At 70.7% G+C, this 21358-nt stretch carries 17 protein-coding genes; 11 read left to right on the top strand and 6 right to left on the bottom strand.

Annotated features, from left to right (window positions below):
- Window positions 1-461 precede the first annotated feature (461 nt).
- The 3 genes from BIU94_RS05205 to BIU94_RS05215 are packed head-to-tail and all read left to right on the top strand — an operon-like array spanning window position 462 to window position 5129.
- Window positions 462-2078: a glycosyltransferase family 2 protein gene (locus tag BIU94_RS05205; RefSeq protein ID WP_071255020.1), complete on the top strand. Its 1617-nt coding sequence runs from the start codon at window positions 462-464 to the stop codon at window positions 2076-2078.
- Window positions 2071-3699 (top strand): glycoside hydrolase family 26 protein, encoded by a 1629-nt coding sequence (locus BIU94_RS05210; RefSeq protein WP_071255022.1) that lies wholly within the window; start codon window positions 2071-2073, stop codon window positions 3697-3699. The genes BIU94_RS05205 and BIU94_RS05210 overlap by 8 nt, the downstream gene beginning before the upstream one ends.
- Window positions 3696-5129: a UDP-glucose/GDP-mannose dehydrogenase family protein gene (locus tag BIU94_RS05215; RefSeq protein ID WP_071255024.1), complete on the top strand. Its 1434-nt coding sequence runs from the start codon at window positions 3696-3698 to the stop codon at window positions 5127-5129. Before BIU94_RS05210 ends, BIU94_RS05215 begins: the two co-directional genes overlap by 4 nt.
- Window positions 5130-5840: 711 nt before the next feature.
- Here BIU94_RS05215 and glnA read toward each other — a convergent pair.
- Window positions 5841-7265 carry a type I glutamate--ammonia ligase gene (gene glnA, locus BIU94_RS05220; RefSeq protein ID WP_071255026.1) on the bottom strand — a complete coding sequence of 475 codons (1425 nt, stop codon included), beginning with the start codon at window positions 7263-7265 and terminating at the stop codon, window positions 5841-5843.
- Between the two features lie 181 nt (window positions 7266-7446).
- Here glnA and BIU94_RS05225 point away from each other — a divergent pair, with 181 nt between their 5' ends.
- Entirely contained in the window at window positions 7447-7902 is a 456-nt protein-coding gene (locus BIU94_RS05225; RefSeq protein ID WP_071255030.1) for an RDD family protein, read from the top strand.
- Window positions 7903-8024: 122 nt separating this feature from the next.
- Here the strand turns inward: BIU94_RS05225 and BIU94_RS05230 are convergent, their stop codons facing one another.
- On the bottom strand, window positions 8025-8738 hold the full coding sequence (locus BIU94_RS05230) for a DUF4191 domain-containing protein (RefSeq protein WP_071255035.1): 714 nt from the start codon (window positions 8736-8738) through the stop codon (window positions 8025-8027).
- Window positions 8739-8866: 128 nt separating this feature from the next.
- On the opposite strand from BIU94_RS05230, the gene BIU94_RS05235 reads away from it, so the two are divergent.
- On the top strand, window positions 8867-9682 hold the full coding sequence (locus BIU94_RS05235; RefSeq protein WP_071255037.1) for a hypothetical protein: 816 nt from the start codon (window positions 8867-8869) through the stop codon (window positions 9680-9682).
- A gap of 106 nt (window positions 9683-9788) precedes the next feature.
- Here the strand turns inward: BIU94_RS05235 and sucB are convergent, their stop codons facing one another.
- The 3 genes from sucB to BIU94_RS05250 form a co-directional block, all read right to left on the bottom strand.
- Window positions 9789-11294 carry a 2-oxoglutarate dehydrogenase, E2 component, dihydrolipoamide succinyltransferase gene (gene sucB / locus BIU94_RS05240; RefSeq protein WP_071255039.1) on the bottom strand — a complete coding sequence of 502 codons (1506 nt, stop codon included), beginning with the start codon at window positions 11292-11294 and terminating at the stop codon, window positions 9789-9791.
- Between the two features lie 49 nt (window positions 11295-11343).
- Window positions 11344-12717: a dihydrolipoyl dehydrogenase gene (lpdA, locus tag BIU94_RS05245; protein ID WP_071255041.1), complete on the bottom strand. Its 1374-nt coding sequence runs from the start codon at window positions 12715-12717 to the stop codon at window positions 11344-11346.
- A gap of 154 nt (window positions 12718-12871) precedes the next feature.
- Window positions 12872-14368, bottom strand: coding sequence for a leucyl aminopeptidase (locus BIU94_RS05250; protein ID WP_071255043.1), 1497 nt, complete (start codon window positions 14366-14368; stop codon window positions 12872-12874).
- A 75-nt stretch (window positions 14369-14443) separates the two neighbouring features.
- On the opposite strand from BIU94_RS05250, the gene BIU94_RS05255 reads away from it, so the two are divergent.
- From BIU94_RS05255 to BIU94_RS17295, 6 genes are all read left to right on the top strand, one after another.
- Window positions 14444-15373 (top strand): proteasome assembly chaperone family protein, encoded by a 930-nt coding sequence (locus BIU94_RS05255; RefSeq protein ID WP_071255045.1) that lies wholly within the window; start codon window positions 14444-14446, stop codon window positions 15371-15373.
- Window positions 15374-15503: 130 nt separating this feature from the next.
- Window positions 15504-16823 (top strand): nitrate/nitrite transporter, encoded by a 1320-nt coding sequence (locus BIU94_RS05260; protein ID WP_071255047.1) that lies wholly within the window; start codon window positions 15504-15506, stop codon window positions 16821-16823.
- Window positions 16824-17018: 195 nt separating this feature from the next.
- On the top strand, window positions 17019-18275 hold the full coding sequence (locus BIU94_RS05265) for an RNA polymerase sigma factor (protein ID WP_111041774.1): 1257 nt from the start codon (window positions 17019-17021) through the stop codon (window positions 18273-18275).
- 6 nt (window positions 18276-18281) lie between these two features.
- A complete protein-coding gene (locus BIU94_RS05270) occupies window positions 18282-19541 on the top strand; it encodes a MurT ligase domain-containing protein (RefSeq protein ID WP_071255049.1) in 1260 nt (419 codons plus the stop codon).
- Entirely contained in the window at window positions 19538-20311 is a 774-nt protein-coding gene (locus tag BIU94_RS05275; RefSeq protein WP_071255053.1) for a type 1 glutamine amidotransferase, read from the top strand. Before BIU94_RS05270 ends, BIU94_RS05275 begins: the two co-directional genes overlap by 4 nt.
- A gap of 352 nt (window positions 20312-20663) precedes the next feature.
- A complete protein-coding gene (locus BIU94_RS17295; protein ID WP_139196306.1) occupies window positions 20664-20921 on the top strand; it encodes a peptidoglycan-binding protein in 258 nt (85 codons plus the stop codon).
- Between the two features lie 68 nt (window positions 20922-20989).
- Here BIU94_RS17295 and BIU94_RS05280 read toward each other — a convergent pair whose 3' ends face one another.
- Entirely contained in the window at window positions 20990-21214 is a 225-nt protein-coding gene (locus BIU94_RS05280; protein WP_071255055.1) for a hypothetical protein, read from the bottom strand.
- Window positions 21215-21358 lie beyond the last annotated feature (144 nt).

The raw sequence follows: 21358 nt of genomic DNA on the forward strand, positions 1-21358 counted from the left end.
CACGCCGTGCAGACCCGACCCGCGCAGGTGAATTCGTGATGACGCCGGACGTCCCCCGTTCCGGCCCTCCGTGTACCCCGGCCAGCGACCGTTACCGCGCCGTGATCGGTGTAGCGGTCCAAGTCGACGCTGATCGCAACGGCTGACGACGGCAGTGCACGCAACCACCTGCTGACCGGGGGTTTCCCGGGTCGGCGAGCCGTGCCTCCCGTCCGCTGCCCTCGGGCAGCAGGGTGACCGGCAGGGTGAACGCGGTCCGCCGGAGTGCTGTCAGCACGACGGGGGACCACGATGGCGACACCGGAGGGGGACCGGCGTGTACCCCGTAACGCGCCGGTAACACCCCCGCTCGGGGGCCGCGTTGCGCGGGGGTCCGCGGTCTGCATCAATGGGGTCACCCGAACCGACCCTGATTCCCCGATGGCGCGGAATCTCCACCTCGAACGTTGAAGCAGGGATCGATGTTCACCTTCATTCTGCAGATCAGGCAGATGGTCGAAGGGCACCCCGAGTTCTACCTGTTCGCCGTGTACTCCGCGGTGATCTGGTTGCTCTGGCTGCTCAAGGTCGTCCTGTCCGCCCGCTACCGCCCCTTCACCGGCACCTTCGTCGGTACCACCAGCGTCGTCGTCCCCGTCGTGGACGAACCGCTCGACCTGTTCCGCGACGTCATCGGTCGCATGGTCGAGCAGCGACCCGGCGAGATCATCGTCGTCATCAACGGTGCCCGCAACGAGGCACTCGAAGCCGTCTGCGACGAGTTCGCCCCACTCGTCCGCTGGACCCACACGCCCATCCCGGGCAAGCGCAACGCCGTCAAGGTCGGCACCGAGATGTCGAACGGCGACATCACCGTGCTCGTCGACTCCGACACGGTGTGGACGCCCGGCACCCTCGACGAGCTGCTCAAGCCGTTCTCGGACGAGTCGGTCGGCGGTGTCACGACCCGGCAGCGCATCCTCGAGCCGGAGCGCAGCTGGATCACCCGCTGGGCCGACTGGCTCGAGAACTCGCGTGCGCTGTACTCGATGCCCGCGCAGAGCGTCCTCGGCCAGATCGGCTGCCTGCCGGGCCGGACCATCGCGTTCCGCCGGAACATCCTGGTGCGGGTCATGGACCGCTTCATGCACGAGAAGTTCATGGGCGTGTTCCTGGAGGTCTCGGACGACCGCACGCTGACGAACCTCACGCTCAAGGAGGGGTACCGCACCGTCTACCAGTACACGTCGCTGGTCTACACGGACGCCCCGCTGCAGGTGAAGAAGCTGTTCAAGCAGCAGCTCCGCTGGGCCCGCGGCTCGCAGTACAACACGCTGCGGATGCTGCCCTGGATGCTCGGCCACGCGCCGATCCTCGCCGCCTTCTTCATCACCGACATCATCCTGCCGTTCATGCTCTTCGGCGTCATCGCCGGCTGGATCTACCGCGCCCTCACCGGGCAGGGCGAGAACCTGTACCAGGGCATCCTGTCGCAGTACGGGTTCTCGACCGGCTTCGTCTACGTGGCGGCGCTCATGGTCGTCTCGTCGGTGCTCAGCATGGCGATCCGGCAGATGCGCCACCTCGCCGAGAAGCCGAGCGACTTCTTCCGCCTGCCGATGTTCATCATCGTGTCGACGTTCTTCCTCATGCCGATCCGGCTCATCGGGTTCTTCCGCCTGGCGCACGCGTCCGGCTGGGGGACCCGGGCCGGCGCCTACGCCGGCGGCCCGATGCAGGAGGACCCGTCCGACGCCGCCCTGCCCGCAGGCTTCGGCGCGGCACCGGTCAGCCCGGTCGACGCGGCCACCGGGCCGCTCGCCGGCGGGACGCACGCCGCCGACGGTGTCGCCCGTGTCCGGGGTGACGACCAGGTGGCCGCCGACCGCGCGTTCGACGAGCTCTTCGGTGCCGACGCCACCACCAACTCCACCGCGACCGTCCTGGCGACCCGGCGCGAGGCCGCCGCGTCGCAGGCGGCGTCCGCAGCCGCGCGGACGACCGCCCCGACCACGACCCGCCGGTACAACCCGTACGCCGCGATCCCGTACGTGATCGGCATCGCGATCTTCGCCCTGGAGGCGTTCCTCATTGTCTGACATCATCCGATCCTCGAGCGCCTGGTGGGCGCAGTCGAGCAAGCACGCCCGCCGCACGGCCATCGGGACGACCGCGATCGTCCTGACCCTCGGCCTCATCACCTGGTCCGTCTGGGTGTCCCCGTCCGGCCCCGTCTCCACCGCCGTGCACCAGGCGCTCGGGGTCGAGGCGCCTAAGTCCACCAAGGTCTCGGCCGCGGAGCTGCAGACCAAGCTCGACGCCGCCCAGAAGCGCATCTGGGCACTCGAGGGCAAGCTCGACTCGCGCACCGCGCAGTCCGGCTCGCGCGGAGACCAGATCGACCAGCTGCAGGCGCAGATCGCGTCGCTCCGGTCCCAGCTCGGTGCTGCCTCCAGCTCGGGAGGCGCGTCCTCCGTCGACGCCGCGGGTTCCGGTTCGTCCGGTGGTTCCGCCTCGGGCGTCGGTGCCGGCAGCGGGTCCGGCTCGGGTTCCGGCGGCGGCGGTGCCGCCGGTGGTGTCGGCGGCGTCGGGTCCGACAACGGATCGGGCAGTGGGCCGGGTTCCGGTGCGGGCAACGGCTCCGGTTCCGGGAACGGCTCCGGCGGCGGTACCGGCACCGGAGCCACCAACCCGAACCCCGGTCCGTCCACGGACCCCGGCCCGACGCCGGTCGACGTCCCGACAAAGGCCGAGGTGCTCGCGCAGCAGTCCCGCTGGTACGGCCTGTACACGGCGCAGTCGCCCTTCAACTGGGCCGAGTACGACGACGTGTCCCGCCAGGTCGGCCGGGCCACGAACATGGTCGGCTTCTTCCAGGGCTTCGACCAGGACTTCAACCAGAACGCCGTCCAGCGGTCCTGGGCCAACGGTCGCCTGCCGATGATGACGTGGGAGTCCGTCCCCGCACTGACCGGCAACGACCAGCCGTACGTCGAGGGCTACACCAACGAGGACATCACCTCGGGCAGCTTCGATGCCTACCTGACGAAGTACGCGAAGGCCCTCGCGGCCAACGGGCAGCCACTCGTCATCCGCTTCGACCACGAGATGAACGGCCAGTGGTACAACTGGTCCGAGTCGGCGAAGCAGCAGAACGCCGCCGGTTCCTACAAGCGGATGTGGCAGCACGTCTGGCAGGTCTTCGAGGACAACGGCGCCAACCAGTACGCCATCTGGGACTGGTCGCCGTCGCGCATCGACAAGCTCGGCAACCCGAAGTACCAGACGCTCGACTACATGCAGCAGTACTACCCCGGATCCGAGTACGTGGACTGGGTCGGCATGAGCGGCTACTACCGCGACACCGCTGAGCAGCCCACCTTCGCGAACACGTTCGGTGCCACGCTCGCCCAGATCCGGCAGATCGCGCCGGGCAAGGGCATCGTGCTCAACGAGATCGGCGCGACCGAGACCGGGGGCAGCGTGTCGAACTCGCAGAAGACGCAGTGGATCACCTCGCTCTTCGACGCTGTCGCCGACCCCGCCAACGCGGACATCGTCGGCTTCGCCTACTTCAGCGAGACCGCCACCACCATCGTCGACGGCAAGCGCACGACGAACGACTGGCGGCTCAACTCCCGCGCCGACTCCCTGGCGGCCTTCGCCGAGGGCATCAAGCGCACCGACATCGACTACGACCTGCAGGAGGTCACGCCATGACCGCGTCCGCTTCTTCCGCCGCCACCCCGTCCGCCGACGTCCGTCCCGCTCCCGTCATCAGCGTCATCGGCACCGGCTACCTCGGCGCCACCCACGCGGCCGCCATGGCCGAGATGGGCTTCGAGACCATCGGCGTGGACGTCGATCCGGCGAAGCTCGCCGCGCTGTCGGCCGGCGAGGTCCCGTTCTACGAGCCGGGGCTGCCCGAGCTCATCACGAAGCACGTCGCCAGCGGCAAGCTCCGCTTCACCGCCTCGCTCGCCGAGGCCGTGGCGGCGGCCGACGTCCACTTCGTCTGCGTCGGCACCCCGCAGCGTGCCGGGTCGCACGCCGCGAACCTGACGTACGTCGAGGCCGCGACACGCGGTGTCGCCGAGCACCTCACCCACCCGGGTCTGATCGTCGGCAAGTCGACCGTCCCGGTCGGCACCGCCGCCCGGCTGCGGGGCATCGTCAGCGAGTTCGCCCCGGTCGGCATCGCCGCGGAGCTCATCTGGAACCCGGAGTTCCTGCGCGAGGGCAAGGCCGTTGACGACACCCTGCACCCGGACCGCCTGGTCTGGGGTGGCGCGTCCGAGGCCGCCGACGCCGTGATCCGCGAGGTCTACGCCGCACCGATCGCCGAGGGCACCCCGGTCATCACGACCGACCTCGCCACGGCCGAGCTCGTCAAGGTGAGCGCGAACGCGTTCCTCGCCACGAAGATCTCGTTCATCAACGCCATCTCCGAGATGTGCGCGATCACCGGCGCCGACGTCACCACGCTGGCCGACGCCCTCGGCCACGACGCCCGCATCGGTCGGAAGTTCCTGAACGCAGGGCTCGGTTTCGGCGGCGGCTGCCTGCCGAAGGACATCCGCGCCCTCATGCACCGCGCCAACGAGCTCGGCGCGGGCCGCGTCGTCGGACTCATGCAGCAGGTCGACGAGATCAACATGGGTCAGCGCGAGCGCGTCATCGACATGACGATCGAGGCCCTCGGCGGGTCCGTCCTGAACCGCCGCGTCGCGGTGGTCGGGGCCGCGTTCAAGCCCCTCACCGACGACGTCCGCGACTCGCCAGCGCTCAACGTCGCCGCGGCGCTGCACCTGCGCGGCGCCCAGGTGACGCTCTGGGACCCCGAGGCGCTCGAGACCGCCCGGCGTTCCTTCCCGACGCTGACGTACGCGACCTCGATGGAGGACGCCGTCGAGGACGCCGACGTCGTGCTCGTGCTCACCGAGTGGGACGAGGTCGTCACGGCCGACGCCGCTCGGCTCGCCGACCTCGTCGGCCGCCGCGTGGTCGTCGACGCGCGCAACTGCCTCCCGGTCCAGGACTGGGTCCGAGCGGGGTGGTCCGTCCGTTCCCTGGGACGGCCCACGCCGGTCACGGGTGCACCCGTGAGCGTCGCAGCGGGGACGAACGACGCCGTGGCCACGGCCCGGTAGTCACCGCAGGCGTAGCGGGGTCCGTGCCGGGGGCGGCGCGGACCCCGTTCCTGCGTGCGGGGGCGGGGGTGGAGTGCGGAGTGCGGGGGTGCAGTTTCGCGCGTGGGAAGCTGTTTCGCGCGTGGGAGGTACTTCCGCGTGTAGGAAGCCCGATGTTCCCGCCACCTACGCGCGTTCTCGCTTCCCATGGCGCGGGCGATGGGAAGGAAGGTGCGCCGTGATCGGCACGGGTGCTGCTCGCGCACCGTCGTCCAGCGCAGTCGACGCCGCTGGCGTGCGGCGCTGGTGCCGTGCGACCAGCGGGGTGCTCGTGCTCGGAAGGGCCGGTCCCACCGCCGACCTCGGCGACCCGGACACCCAGGGGGCGACGGACCGCTGACCCGGGAGCGCGTCGCGCCCCGCGCGCATCCACGACGGACGTTCCGCAGAGCGCGCGGGCGAAGCGGTCCCGCGCACGGCAGGCAGTCCGGCGCGTCGGAGGCCCGACGTTCTGGCCTCCGACGCGCGATCCTGTTCCATCCAGCACGGGGGATGGGAAGAACCGCGCTGCGATGCCGTGCCCGAGCGCGCGGCCGAGCACACTCAGCACATCCGGCACCCCCGGCACACCCGCACACCCGGCACACCCGGCACGCCCGGCCCGGCCCAGCACAGCGGAAGGCCCCGCACCGGAGAACCGGTGCGGGGCCTTCGCCAGCGGGCAGGCGTGGATCAGACGCCGAAGTACAGCTCGTACTCGAACGGGTGCGGGCGCTGGGCCAGCGGGAGGATCTCGTTCTCGCGCTTGTAGTCGATCCAGGTCTGGATGAGGTCCTCGGTGAAGACGTTGCCCTTCGTGAGGAACTCGTGGTCCGCCTCGAGGGCCTCGAGGGCCTCGTCGAGCGAGCCGGGGACCTGGGGGATGCCCTTGGCCTCCTCCGGCGGGAGCTCGTAGAGGTCCTTGTCGACCGGCTCGTGCGGCTCGATGCGGTTCTGGATGCCGTCGAGGCCCGCCATCAGCTGCGCGGCGAACGCGAGGTACGGGTTGCCCGAGGCGTCGGGGGCGCGGAACTCGATGCGCTTCGCCTTCGGGTTGGTGCCGGTGATCGGGATGCGGATCGCGGCGGAGCGGTTGCCGGCCGAGTAGACCAGGTTGACCGGTGCCTCGAAGCCCTTGACCAGGCGGTGGTACGAGTTGATCGACGGGTTCGTGAAGGCGAGCAGCGCCGAGGCGTGCTTGAGGATGCCGCCGATGTACCAGCGGGCGACGTCCGACAGGCCGCCGTAGCCGTTCTCGTCATAGAAGAGCGGCTTGCCGTCGTTCCACAGGGACTGGTGGGTGTGCATGCCCGAACCGTTGTCACCGAACAGCGGCTTCGGCATGAACGTGGCGACCTTGCCCCACTGGTCCGCGGTGTTCTTGACGATGTACTTGAACTTCAGGATGTCGTCCGCGGCGTGGACCATCGTGTCGAACTTGTAGTTGATCTCCTGCTGGCCGCCGGTGCCCACCTCGTGGTGCGAGCGCTCGAGGGTGAAGCCGGCCTCGATCAGCTTGAGCGTGATGTCGTCGCGCAGGTCGGCGGTCTTGTCGACCGGCGAGACGGGGAAGTAGCCGCCCTTGTACGGGGTCTTGTTGGCGAGGTTGCCGCCCTCTTCGTCACGACCGGTGTTCCACGCGCCCTCTTCCGAGTCGACGGCGTAGAAGGACTCGTTCTGCGTGACCGAGTAGCGGACGTCGTCGAAGATGTAGAACTCGGCCTCGGGGGCGAAGAACGCGGTGTCCGCGATGCCCGTCGACGCGAGGTACTTCTCGGCCTTCTTCGCGACCTGGCGCGGGTCGCGGCCGTAGATCTCGCCGTTGCGGGGGTTGTAGATGTCGAACACCATGATGAGCGTGCGCTCGGCGCGGAACTGGTCGATGTACGCCGTCGTGACATCGGGGATCAGCTGCATGTCGGACTCGTGGATCGACGCGAAGCCACGGATCGAGGAGCCGTCGAACAGCTGACCAACCGAGAAGAAGTCCTCGTCGACGGTCGATGCCGGGATGTTGAAGTGCTGCTGCACACCGGGCAGGTCCGTGAAGCGGATGTCGAGGAACTTGACGTCGGTGTCCTTGATGAAGGCCAGGACCTCGGAGGAATCGCTGAACATGGGGCCGATCTCCAATGGGTTGGGTGATGTCGGAGGTACCGGTCAGGGCACCTCCGACGAGGCTATTGACACGGGGTTTCCCGGACATGACTGGATTGTTTCCGGCGTGTTACGCCCAGGCCGACGCCGGAGCCCGTCCCCTCCGGGGCTGCCGGTCCCCGCCGTCGCTTACGCTGGTGTGATGGCCCGCAACACCCCCAGCCCGTCCGCGTCCTCCGAGCACCCGGACGGGTGGCCGGGGAAGGACCTCGGTCTGCCCGAGGACGGGCCGCGGAGCGTCGGCCGGATCGGGCGACGGCTCGTCGCGCTCGTCATCGACGGCGCGCTGGCCGACCTCGTCGCCTACGTGACCGGGGTCTGGTCGCCGGTGCAGGGCACGGCGGACATCGCGCACTCCTGGGTGCAGATCGCCATCTTCGCCGGGCTCCAGGTGCTCTTCATCTGCCTGCTGTCCGGCTCGTTCGGCCACATCTGCGTCGGGCTCCGGCTGGTGCCGATGCGTGGCGGGTACATCGGCGTGTGGCGTCCGGTCCTCCGGACGGTGCTGCTCTGCCTCATCGTGCCGCCGCTCATCATCGACCGCGACAGCCGCGGCGCCCACGACCGGATCGCCGGCACGGTGCTCGTCCGCCGCTGAGCCCCGGCCGCTGGTCGGTACGGGCGCCCGTCCGAACCCGGACACGGTGTCTTCCCACCCCGGACACACGGAACGCCCCCGACCTGGCACGGTCGGGGGCGTTCCGTCGAGCGGTCTGCCGATCAGCGCGGACGCCCGGCGCGCGCACGCATCGGGTCCATGCCCTTCGGGATCGCCGACGCCGGGCTCTGCGTCAGGGAGTCGAGGCGGTTCGCGACCGCGAGGACCTCGTTGCGGTTCAGCGAGCTCTTGAACTTGTTCATCGCGCGGGGGAGCTTGTGCAGGGTCACGGCGTCGTCACCGTCGTCCACGTGGACGACGTGCACCGGGACGTTCGGCACGATGCGCTGGACCTTGCGGCGCTCCTCGCCGAGCTGGCGCGTCAGGTTGCCGCGCTGTCCCTCGGTGATCAGGACGACACCGGGGCGCCCCACGGCGCGGTAGACCGCCGACTGCGAGCGGCCGTGGACGGCGACGGGCATCTCGCTCGAACGCCACTGGCGGCGGAGCGAGTTCGTCAGCACGGCACCGACGGCACCGGGCTGCCCCTCGATCTGCCGGTAGGCGGCGCGCTCGGCCAGACGGCTCAGCACGATCAGGAACAGCAGGATGCCGAGCATCACGCCGGCGACGATCCAGAGGACGACCGCGAGCCAGTTCTGCCCCGGCAGCAGCAGTGCGAGCAGCACGCCGAGGACGACCGGCCCGACGAAGGCGAGCGCGAACCACCACACCGACTTCGGGTCCGCCCGACGGGTCATCTGGAAGACCTGGTACATCTGCTTGAGACGCCCCGGCTCCTTCGCCTTCTTGTCCGTGGAAGTGCTGCGTGCCATGCAGACAGGATACGGCCTGCGCCGCCCGGCGCGGACCGCACACGGTCCGGCTGTGGGCGAACGCGCGCTCTCCACAGGCTGACGGGGACGGCCAGGAGGCCCGGCTCCGCTCCGCCACGCTGGTCACCGTGCACACGACTCCAGCCCACCCCGGTGGCCGGTGCGAGCCGGACCTCGCCGAACGCTGGTCCGCACCGCCGGACGGCGGCGACGCGTGGGCCTGGGTGCTCGACCGCAGCGCCACCGTCGACCGGCACCTCGTCGCCGTCCACGCCGTCGCCCGCACGGCCGGGGGTGACCTCGTGGTCGACCTCGTCCGTCCGGGTGGGACACCCCTGGCACCGGCGCTCGACCGGATCGGTACCCTGACCACCGGCGTCGCGGTGACCCTGAGCGTGCCGCTGCTCGCGGTGGTCCTCGCTGCACGTGACGGCACCGTGCTGCTCGGCACCGCCGCAGCCGACGACGTCGTGGTGGACGACGCCGGCGCGGTGGTCCTGTGCGACCACCCGCCCGGCGCGACACCGACCGGACCGGGCGCGACGGCCCGACCCTCCCCGGCGACCTCCGACGCCGCACGCACCGCCGCCCTGGCCGCCCGCACGGTGTGGGACCGTGTCGACCCCGCCGATCCCGCTCGCGCGATCGTCGATCCTGCACTCGAGGCAGCCGTCGACGGCGACCGACGCGCGGCGGTCGCCGCGCTCGACGCGGTCCGCGCGAGCGCCGCCCCGCGGCCCTTCCGCTGGGACCCGGCTCCGGCCGACCTGGTCTTCGCGGCACCCGCCCCGGCTCCGACCCCGCCGACACCGTTCGCCCGCCTGCAGGACGCCGTCGAGCACGGGCTGCCGATCGGCGACCGCCGGGTGCCGCTGCGGCGCCTCCTGATCGTGGCCGTCGTCGTCGTCGGCAGCGTCGTCGCCAGCGTCCTGCTCGCCCCGTGAACGACGAGCGCTCGTGGACGACGAGCGCTCGTGGACGACGAGCGCCCGTGGACGACGACGGCCCCGGTCCCACGAAGGGGACCGGGGCCGTCGGCGGTGGTGCGGGTCAGTACCCGAGGTTGGGGGCGAAGTTGCCCGCTTCCAGACGGTTCTTCACCGCGACGAGGTAGCGCGACGCGTCCGCCCCGTCGATGATGCGGTGGTCGTACGACAGCGCGAGGTAGACGAACGACCGGATGGCGATGGCCTCCTGGCCGTCCACCTTCACGACCGCCGGACGCTTCGTCACGATGCCCGTGCCGAGGATCGCCGACTGCGGCAGGAACACGACGGGCGTGTCGAACAGCGCGCCACGCGAACCGGTGTTGGTCAGCGTGAACGTGCCGCCGGCGAGCTCGTCGGGCTTGAGCTGGTTGTTGCGGGTACGCTCGGCCAGGTCCGCGATCGACTTCGAGAACTGTGCGAGGTCGAGCGACGCGGCGTCCTTGATCACCGGGGTGAGCAGGCCGCGCTCGGTGTCCACCGCGATCGAGACGTTCTCGGTCTCCGGGTAGACGATCTCGTCGCCGTCCACGGTCGAGTTGATCTTCGGGTGGGCCTTGAGCGCCTCGGAGGCCGCCAGGGCGAAGAACGGCATGAAGGAGAGCTTCGAACCGGTCTTCTCGAGGAACTCGGCCTTGTTGGCGTCGCGGAACTGGGCCACCTTGGTGACGTCCACCTCGACGACGCTGGTGAGCTGCGCGGTCGACGTCATCGACTGCACGGCACGCTCGGCGACGACCTTGCGCAGGCGCGTCATCTTCTCGCGGGTGCCGCGCAGCGGCGACACCTCGGCGACGAACGGACCGGAGGCGGCGGCGGGTGCTGCCGAGCCGGCGGCGGCCGGGGCCTTCGCGGCGGCGGCGAGCACGTCCTCCTTGCGGACACGCCCGCCGACACCCGAACCGGTGACGGTGGACAGGTCGACGCCCTGCTCGTTGGCGAGCTTCCGGACGAGCGGGGTGACGTAGCCGGAGGCGGCGCCGTCCTGCGTCGGGTTCGGCACCGCGGCGGCGGTGGTGCCACCGGCCGCGGGAGCCGCGGCGGCCGGAGCCGGCACGGCGGCGGGCGGAGCCGGGACGGCGGCGGGCGGCGGAACGGGCGCGGCCTGCGGCACGGGAGCGGCGGCGGGCGGTGCCGACGGGGCCTGCGGTGCTGCGGGCTGGGTCTGACCGGCCGGGGCGGGCTCGGGCTGGGCGGGCGCCGGGGCGGGGGTCTCGGACTCCTGCTCGGTGCTCGGCTCGGCCTCGGGCTCCTCGGCCTCGGCAGCGGCGGCGTTCGACGAGTCCGCGTCGGACGAACCCTGGTCGGAGGAACCGGAGTCGGACGAGCCGGAGCCGTCGCCGATCTTCACGAGGGCGGTACCGACCTCGACGGTCTCGTCCTCGGGGACGAGGATCTCCTCGATGACGCCGGCGATCGGCGACGGGATCTCGGTGTCGACCTTGTCGGTCGAGACCTCGAGCAGCGGCTCGTCGACCTCGACCCGGTCACCGACGTTCTTCAGCCATCGGGTCACCGTGCCCTCGGTGACGCTCTCGCCGAGCGCCGGGAGGTTGACGGATTCGCTCATCGGGTGGACTCCTCTTCGCAGGGGTGGTTCGTGGTGGTGGTCATGGTGTTCACAGGGCGTGCAGCGGCTTGCCCGCGAGGTGCAGGAAGGCCTCGCCGAGGGCTTCGTTCTGGGTGGGGTGGGCGTGCACCAGGGGAGCGACGTCCTCCGGGTGGGCCTCCCAGTTCACGGCGAGCTGTGCCTCGCCGATCAGCTCGCCGACGCGCGCGCCGATCATGCTGACGCCGACGACCGGGCCGTCGACGACACGCACGACCTTCACCGAACCGGAGGTGCCGATGATGTGGCTCTTGCCGTTGCCGGCGAGGTTGTACTCGTACGAGTCCACCTTGTCGGCGCCGTACTGCTCTTCGGCCTTCGACTGCGACAGGCCGACCGAGGCGACCTCGGGGTCGGAGTACGTGACCTTCGGGATGTTCTTGTCCTCGATGATCACCGGGTTGAGCCCGGCGATCTCCTCGGCGACGAACATGCCCTGCTGGAAGCCGCGGTGCGCGAGCTGCAGGCCGGGGACGATGTCGCCGACGGCGTAGACGTTCGGCAGGTTGGTCGCGAGGCGCTCGTTCGTGGTGACGAAGCCACGGTCCATGGCGACGCCGACCTCCTCGAAGCCGACGTTCTGCGTGACCGGGCCGCGACCGACCGCGACGAGGAGGACGTCCCCGTCGAAGGTCTTGCCGTCCTCGAGGGTGACGACGACGCCGTTCTCGTGCTGCTCGACGCCCTGGAACCGGACACCGAGCGAGAACTCGATGCCGCGCTTGCGGAACGCGCGCTCGAGCTGCTTCGACATCGACTCGTCCTCGGCCGGCACGAGGTGCGGGAGCGCCTCGACGATCGTGACCTCGGCGCCGAAGGACTTCCAGACGCTGGCGAACTCGACGCCGATGACGCCGCCGCCCAGGATGACGACCTTGTTCGGCACGTAGTCCATGCGGAGGGCGGTGTCGGAGGTGATCACGCGGCCGCCGATCTCGAGCCCCGGCAGGGACTTCGAGTAGGAGCCGGTCGCGAGCACGACGTTCTTGCCGGTGACGGTCTGGTCGCCCACCTGGACGGTGTTCTGCGACGTCAGGCGGCCCCAGCCCTCGACGACGGTGATGCCGCGGGCCTTGATGAGGCCCTGCAGGCCCTTGTACTTCGAGTTGATGACGCCCTGCTGGTACTCGATGACCTTCGGCACCTCGACGCCGGCGAACTCGGCGATGACGCCGTACTTCTCGGCGTCACGGGTCCCGTCGGCGATCTCGGCGGCGTGCAGCAGCGCCTTGGTGGGGATGCAGCCGCGGTGCAGGCACGTCCCTCCGAGCTTGTCGCCCTCGATGAGCGCGACGCTCATGCCGAGCTCGGCGGCCCGCAGCGCTGCGGCGTACCCACCGCTCCCGCCACCGAGGACCACGACGTCGTAAGTCTGTTCCGTCACCTGGTGCAACTCCCTCGTGCGTGTCGGGCCGGTCGGGCCCGCGTGGACACCGCGGTGGCGGCGTCCGACGGTCGGACCGCGTGGTTCCGGTCCCGTCCCGTGCAGTACCGGTGGGAGGCGCTGCGACGCGCACTGCCCACCGGTACCAAACCTACTACTCGGACTGGAGGTCTTCTGCGAGCGCGATGAGCGTGCGGACCATCACGGCCGTCGCACCCTTGCCGAGCCAGCCGTAGCCGCCGCCCTTGTGCTCCGACGGGCCGGCGATGTCGAGGTGCGCCCACGGGATGCCCTCGCCGACGAAGCGCTCCAGGAACGCGCCGGCCAGCAGCATGCCACCGGCCGTGTTGCCGACGGTGGCGTTGAGCATGTCGGCGATCTCGCTGCCGAGTCGGGCCCCCATCTCCTCGGGCAGCGGCATCGGCCAGATCGGCTCCGCGACGGTGCCGGCGATCGCGCGGACACGCTCGACCAGGTCGTCGCTGCCCATCAGGCCCGTGGTGCGCTCACCGAGCGCGACGACCTGGGCGCCGGTCAGCGTGGCGACGTCGACGATCGCGTCGGGGTGCTCGAGCGATGCAGCGGCCATCGCGTCGCCGAGCACGAGACGGCCCTCGGCGTCGGTGTTCGTCACCTCGACGGTCTTGCCGTTCTTCAGCGTCAGGACGTCGCCCGGGCGGGTCGCCGAACCCGAGGGCATGTTCTCGGCGAGGGCGAGCCAGGCGGTCACGCGCACGTCGAGCCCGAGCCGGGCGGCGGCGACGGTGGCGGCCAGGACGGTCGCGGCACCGGTCATGTCGGTCTTCATGCCGAGCATCGACGCGGCCGGCTTGAGCGAGAGGCCGCCCGAGTCGAAGGTGATGCCCTTGCCGACGAGGGCGAGGTGCTTCGTCGCCGACTCCGGTGCGTAGCGGACGACCACGAGCCGCGGCGGGCGGACCGAGCCGCGGCCGACGCCGAGGATGCCCCCGAAGCCCTGCTCCTCGAGCGCGTGCTCGTCGAGCACCTCGACGGTAAGCGGCAGGCCGTCGGCGAGTCCGGTGGCGACGTCGGCCACGTCGGACGGACCGAGGTCGCCGGCGGCGGTGTTCACGAGGTCACGGACGAGGGCGGCGGCGTCGCCGACGACGGTCGGGCGCACGGTCGCGTCGGTGACGTCGGCGGGGGCCACGACCTCGATGCGCTGCTCACCGCGGGTCGGGCCGGTGCTGCCGGCGCCCTTGTGACGCGTGAAGGCGTAGGCGCCGAGCGCGGCGCCCTCGAGCGCGGCGTCGACGAGCTCCGCGGAGTCGGTCGGCAGCGCGAGGACGATCGAGGCGGCGTGCGGGAGCTGGCGGACGGCGCTGCCGGCCGCTGCGCGGACCGCTGCGGCGTCGGCGGACGAGCCGAGCCCGACGAGCGCGATCGACGACGCCGTGACGCCGGTGCCCGGGATGCGCACGAGCTGGTCCTTGGCGCCCGTGACGCCGATCGCGGCGAGGTCGAGGTCGGCGAGGGCCGCCACGGCACCGAGCGCGCTCGGCGCGACGGTCGCACCGGCCGTCGCGTCGGCGGCGGCACCCGACGGAGCGGGGCGGACCCCGACGACGAGGACGTCGGCGGCGGTGGTCTCGGGGGAGGAAGTGGTGGTGGAGAGCGTCGGTCGGACCATGCTCCAAGCCTATCCACGCGGTGTTCGCTGACGGCGTGGCCTGCGCGCACGGGACCGTCGGACGCCCCGCCTAGCATGGGGACGGTGAACCACCCCGAGGAGCTCTACACCTTCGACCCGGACGCCCCGAGCGTCCCCGTCGGGCTGCACCTGGTCGCCGGACTGACCGGGTTCGCCGACGCCGGCGCCGCGGTCGCGCAGGTCACCACCTCGGTCCTCGAGGACCTGGACACCCAGCTCGTCGCCGAGTTCGACCCCGACGCCCTGCTCGACTGGCGAGCCCGTCGGCCGGTGATCACCTTCGAGCACGACCACATCGCCGCGGTCGAGCCGCCGCGCCTCACGCTGCACCTCGTCCGTGACGAGATCGGGCAGCCGTTCCTCTTCCTGTCGGGCTACGAGCCGGACTTCCAGTGGAACCGGTTCGTCCGCGCCGTCACCGAGCTCGCCGAGCGCCTGCAGGTCGTCGACACGACGTGGGTGCAGGCGATCCCGATGCCGGTGCCGCACACCCGGCCGATCAACCTCACCGTGTCCGGCACCCGGGCCGACCTCGTCGAGCAGATGAGCGTCTGGAAGCCCGAGACCCAGGCGCCGGCGAACGTCCTGCACCTCGTCGAGCACCGCCTGGCCGAGTCCGGCGCCCAGGTCACCGGGCTGGTGCTGCTCGTGCCGCACTACCTGTCCGACACCGAGTTCCCCGACGCCGCCGTCGCGGCGCTGTCCGGCATCGCGGCCGCCACCGGCCTCATCTTCCCGACCGACGCCCTGCGTGAGTCGGGTCGCGAGTTCCTGACGCGGGTCGACGAGCAGGTGGCCGGCAACGGCGAGCTCGAACGGCTCGTCTCCGTGCTCGAGGAACGCCACGACACCTACATGGAGGGCAACCCGGTCGGGTCGCCGCTGACCGGCGTCGACGGTCAGGTCCCGACGGCCGACGCGATCGCCGCCGAGCTCGAGCGCTTCCTCGCCGACCGCCGGAGCCAGGGCGAGCCCGGGGAGTGACCGGCCAGGAGGCCCGGGGGGCCTCCGCCACGCACGTCGCCACCGAGCGCGACATGCGTCGTCCATCCGCCCCGCGTCGCCGAGACCGGCAGGCGTCCCCGAGGGGCACCGGCGTCGGTAGCCTGTCCTGGTGAACTCCCGTCGTGCCTTCCTCATCTGGGGGGTCGCGGTCCTCGCCTACGTCCTCGCCGTCGTGCAGCGCTCCTCGCTCGGGGTGTCCGGTGTCGACGCCCAGGAGCGGTTCGCGGTCTCCGCAGCGGTGCTGTCCACCCTCGCCGTGGTGCAGATCGCCGTGTACGCCGCCCTGCAGATCCCGGTGGGGATCGCCCTCGACCGCATCGGACCCCGCCGGCTGCTCGTCATCGGTGCCGTCCTGCTCGTCGTCGGCCAGGCGGTGGTCGCGGTCTCGCCGTCGATCGTGCCGGCGATCGCGGGCCGCGTGTTGGTCGGTGCCGGCGACGCGATGACGTTCATCTCGGTCATCCGGCTCGTCCCGATGTGGTTCAGCGGCCGGATCCTGCCGCAGATCTCCCAGTGGACCGGCAACCTCGGCCAGGTCGGCCAGATCCTGTCGGCGTTCCCCTTCGCGGTGCTCCTGCACACGGCGGGGTGGACCCCCGCGTTCGGCGTCGCCGCGGCCGCGAGCGCGGTCGGGCTCGTGCTCGTCGTCGTCTTCGTGCGGAACGGTCCGGTCCCCGCGCGGACCGGGTCCATCCCGCTCCCGGGTTCCTGGGGCGGTGCGTTCCGGACGTTCGGGCACGCGCTCCGCCGCCCCGGTACCCAGCTCGGGTTCTGGTCGCACTACGTCACGCAGTCGTCCGGGACCGTGTTCTCGCTGCTCTGGGGCGTGCCGATGCTGCGCGGGCTCGGCTACACCCCCGGCGAGGCCGCGGGGTTCCTCACCGTGATCGTGCTCGTCGGCTTCGTCGCCGGTCCCGCGCTCGGCGTGCTCTGCGCCCGCTTCCCGATGCGGCGGTCGAACCTGGTGCTCGGGGCGGTCGTCCTGCTCGCCGTGGTGTGGACGGCGATCCTGCTCTGGCCGGGGCACCCGCCGACCTGGCTGCTCGTGCTGCTGGTCGTCGCCATGGGCATCGGCGGCCCGGGATCGCTCATCGGGTTCGACTTCGCGCGCACCTTCAACCCCGTCGGGTCGCTCGGCTCGGCGAACGGCATCGTCAACGTCGGCGGGTTCCTGGCGGCCTTCGTGATGATGTACCTCATCGGGCTGGTGCTCGACGTCGCGGCCGGGGTCACCGGCGAGACCGTCTTCGCGTGGGACAACTTCCGCGTCGCGCTCACCGTGCAGTACCTCGTCGTCGGGTTCGGGGTCGCCATGTTGCTGCACGCACGCCACCGGACACGGCGCCAGCTGCACGCCGAAGAGGGAATACGCGTCGGCCCGCTCTGGGTTGCCCTCGTTGCACGCCTGCGGAAGCGGTCCGTGCAATAATGATCACGGACCCGTTCGGGCCCCCTTGTCCGCCAGTGCTCTCCAGAGCGCCGTCGAACGCGGGGGACTTGACATGGGTCCTAGTGCTGCCCGGAACGGTAGGACTCGTCCGACGCGGGGAACCGCGGCGCGGGGCCTGGGGCGGCGAGGGAGGCCACGACCCCACGAACGTGGCACGACGAGAGAGGTGATCGCATGGCTGCCCGGAGCACGACGATCGATCCCACGAAGGACAACGCACCCGAGGGCACCGCGGACGAGACCGCGGAGACCGAGGGCACGGCCGCGCCGAAGAAGCGCGCCACGAAGGCCCCCGCCAAGAAGGCACCGGCGAAGAAGGCCGCCCCGAAGGCGAAGAAGACCGACGCCGTCGACGAGGCCATCGCCTCCGACGAGCCCGTCGAGGAGCCGACCGACGAAGCCGACGAGACCGAGGACAAGACGGTCAAGCCGGACGCCGCAGCGGCGGTGGCCGCCGGTGCACTCGTCATCTCGCAGACCGACGACGACGAGGCGCCGGTCTACTCGACGACCATCACCGGTGCGACCGCCGACCCGGTCAAGGACTACCTGAAGCAGATCGGCAAGGTCGCCCTGCTCAACGCCGAGCAGGAGGTCGAGCTCGCGATGCGCATCGAGGCCGGCCTGTTCGCCGAGGACAAGCTGCAGCACGCGACCGGGCTCTCGAAGCCCGCCGAGCGCGAGCTGCGCTGGGTCGCCCGCGACGGTCAGCGTGCGAAGTCGCACCTGCTCGGCGCGAACCTCCGCCTGGTCGTGTCGCTCGCCAAGCGCTACACCGGCCGCGGCATGCAGTTCCTCGACCTCATCCAGGAGGGCAACCTGGGCCTGATCCGTGCGGTCGAGAAGTTCGACTACACCAAGGGCTTCAAGTTCTCGACCTACGCGACGTGGTGGATCCGCCAGGCAATCACCCGTGCCATGGCCGACCAGGCCCGCACCATCCGCATCCCGGTGCACATGGTCGAGGTCATCAACAAGCTCGCCCGCGTCCAGCGTCAGATGCTGCAGGACCTCGGTCGCGAACCCACCCCGGAAGAGCTCGCCCGCGAGCTCGACATGACCCCGGAGAAGGTCGTCGAGGTCCAGAAGTACGGCCGTGAGCCGATCTCGCTGCACACGCCCCTGGGCGAGGACGGCGACTCGGAGTTCGGTGACCTCATCGAGGACACCGAGGCGGTCGTGCCGGCCGACGCGGTGGGCTTCACGATGCTGCAGAAGCAGCTCGAGAGCCTGCTCGACTCCCTGTCCGAGCGCGAGGCCGGTGTCATCCGCATGCGCTTCGGCCTCGGTGACGGCCAGCCGAAGACCCTCGACCAGATCGGTGACACGTTCGGCGTGACGCGCGAGCGCATCCGTCAGATCGAGTCGAAGACGATGGCGAAGCTCCGCCACCCGTCCCGGTCCCAGTCGCTCCGCGACTACCTCGAGTAAGCCGGCATGCGGTTCTTCATCCCGATCCTGATCGGGCGGATCCTCCGCGCCCTCGCCCGTGCGCGGGGCGGCGGGTCCGCCTACCCGGGCTACATCGTGCTCAAGCTCGTGCCGGAGTTCCTGCAGCACGTGACGAAGCAGTTCCCGAACGGCGTCGTCTTCGTGCTCGGCTCCAACGGCAAGTCGACGACGACGCACATGATCTCGGACATCGTCCGGGCCCACGGGCTGCGGGTCTTCACGAACCCCTCCGGTGCGAACCTGCCGCAGGGCATCGCGTCGGCGCTGCTGTCCGAGGTTTCGCTGACCGGCAAGCTCAAGGCGGACATCGGCATCCTCGAGGTCGACGAGGCCTTCGCGGTCGAGCTCGCCGGCATCCTGTCGCCGTCGACGGTCACGATGCTCAACGTCCAGGTCGACCAGCTCTACCGGTTCTTCGAGACCGAGCGCGTCGCGGACATGATGCTCGACACGGCTGCCCTGGCGTCGCGCAACGTCATCACGAACCGTGACGACCAGTTCCTCGACGCCTACGCCACGTCCGGCGACCAGCGTGTGCTGCGCTTCGGCGCGAGCGCCGAGGTCGTCGCTGCGGCCCCGAACGGTCTGCAGAACGCCGACGACTTCGACCGCCAGGACGGTCAGGCGAACGAGGCGGACGCCGAGGTCGTCGTGAACACCGGCGACGGCGCGACGATCCGCTTCGACGGCGCCGAGATCCCGGTCCGTCTGCCGGCCCGTGGCCTGCACTACGCGGTCGACGCCGCCGCGGCCACCGCGACGGCGAGTGCCGCCCTCGGCGCGCAGTTCCGCGCGGACGCCGTGACCAAGGCCTTCGGCACGATGAAGCCGGCGTACGGCCGTGGCGAGCGGCTGCCCATCGCGGGTGAGTCCGCCGAGTTCACGATGTTCAAGAACGCCGCGAGCCTGCAGCTCAACCTCGACGCCCTGCCGGACCAGCCCGAGCAGGTCCTCATGGCGATCGACGAGGGCACGCCCGACATCTCCTGGATCTACGACATCGACTTCTCGAAGCTCGACCACGTGGACGTCGTCTCCGGTGACAAGGCGTGGCAGATCGCGATCGCGCTCGAGCATGCCGGTGTCCGCATCGGCCGGGTCGAGCCCGACGTCGAGGCAGCCATCAAGCACATGGAGCAGCTCGGCTCGACGACCCGCGGGACGAAGAACTTCATCGTCAACTACGAGATCATGATGATCGCCCGCAAGGCCCTCGGCCACCCGGACATGGAGAAGACCGCATGACGGCCGACCGGCTGACCATCCTGCACGTCTACCCCCGTCAGATGGGCGTCTCGGGGGACCGCGGCAACGTCGCGGCCATCGTCCGCCGCGCAGCCGCAGCGGACATCGCGACCGAGGTCGTCGAGTACGCACCCGGCGACGTGCTCCCCACGACGGCCGACGTCGTCGTGATCGGCAACGGGCCGCTCAGCGCGATGCGGTCACTCGGCGCCGACGTCACCCGCATCGCGGAACCGCTCCGTGCCCTCGCCGCATCGGGCGTGCCGGTCGTGGCGGTCGGCGGCGGGTTCGACCTCGCGACGAACGAGGTCGTGCCCACCGAGGGAGCGCCCGTGCAGGGCTTCGGTGTGTTCGACGCCCGCGCCGTCCGAGGTGCGGAGCGTCGGGTCAACTACTTCGTCCTCGACACCCGCTACCCGCTGCTGCCGGGAGCGCCGACGCGCCTCGCCGGCTTCGAGGACCACGCGACGCGCATCGAGCTCGCAGACGGCGTCGTCCCCTTCGCGGACGTCGTGTCCGGCGGCGGCAACCAGGCCGGTTCCCCGGTCGAGGGCGCGATCGTCGGGACCTCGTTCGGCACCCACACCCAGGGGCCGATCCTGCCGCTCAACCCGCAGCTCACCGACGGTGTGCTCGCCGCGGCGACGACGCGCCTCGGTCGGGAGTACGCGCCCGACCCCGAGGGGACGGCGGCCATCGACCGCTACGCCCGCGAGGCACGCGCGACCGTCGACCGCTACGTCGACAAGGCGTTCAAGCGCATCGCCTGACGTCGAGATCGATCGACGCCGACGAAGGCCGGGTCCGGGAGGGCCCGGCCTTCGTCGTGCCCGGCACGATGGCAACGGACGGCAACGCCTTCCCCACTCGACCAACATCTGAAATGTCGGAGACTGGAAAGGGAGGCTTCATGCACCACAACAAATTCGTCCTCGCCCTGGTCGGTGCGCTCGTCGTGACCATCACTACCGCCGGAGCGGTCGTCCGAACCGCTCCTGCGGAGGCAGCATCAACGCGGATCAGTTCGGCCTGCAGTGCCGTGCCGACGACCACGACCGAGTTCGACGGGATACCGGGGACCATCTTCTACAAGCGACTCCAGTGCCTCGGCACCATGGCACCATGGCACCGGGGCAGTGGGCCTACAGCGGGCCGATCGATGGGGTGATGGGTCCGAACTCCTGGAAGGCAGCATCGGCGCAGCTCGCCCGCGGTGGGTACTACGACGCACCTGCTCTGTACGGATGGGAAAGCGCCGATGTCGTGAAAGCCCTGCAGCGGTGGGCTGCCGCGCACGGCCGGTACAGCGGACCGATCGACGGTGTGTGGGGCCCGAACAGTTACCGTGGCGCGGCCTGGGCGTTGAACCGCGAGTTCTGACGCGAGCACAGAACGACAGGAGGCGCGGTGCCCGCTGGCACCGCGCCTCCTGTCCGTCGCTCTGAACGCTACTTCGACTCGTAGAGTCGGCTGCTCTCGTCGTGCCACTCGATGGCGGTCGCCGCGAGCTTGTCCTTGAACTCGGCGCCGTGGTGGGCGCAGAAGAAGAGCTCGCCGCTCGACATGGTGGCTCGGATGTAGGCCTGCGCCCCGCAGCTGTCGCAACGGTCGGCGGCGGTCAGCTGGTGGTTGCTGACTTCGTCGATGGAGGGGTCCTGCACGGTCTGGGTCATTGCTGTGCTCCTCACGGATCGCAGGTGGTGCCGGGTGGTTGCACCATTTCAACACGTGATGCCTGAGAACGATGCATCCTGCAGCACTGTTTCGCTCAGCGCGGACCGGTTGTCCCCAGTGCGAGTGTCCTCGTCAGGGGTGTC

Source organism: Curtobacterium sp. MMLR14_006, from assembly GCF_001864985.1.
GTDB lineage: Bacteria > Actinomycetota > Actinomycetes > Actinomycetales > Microbacteriaceae > Curtobacterium.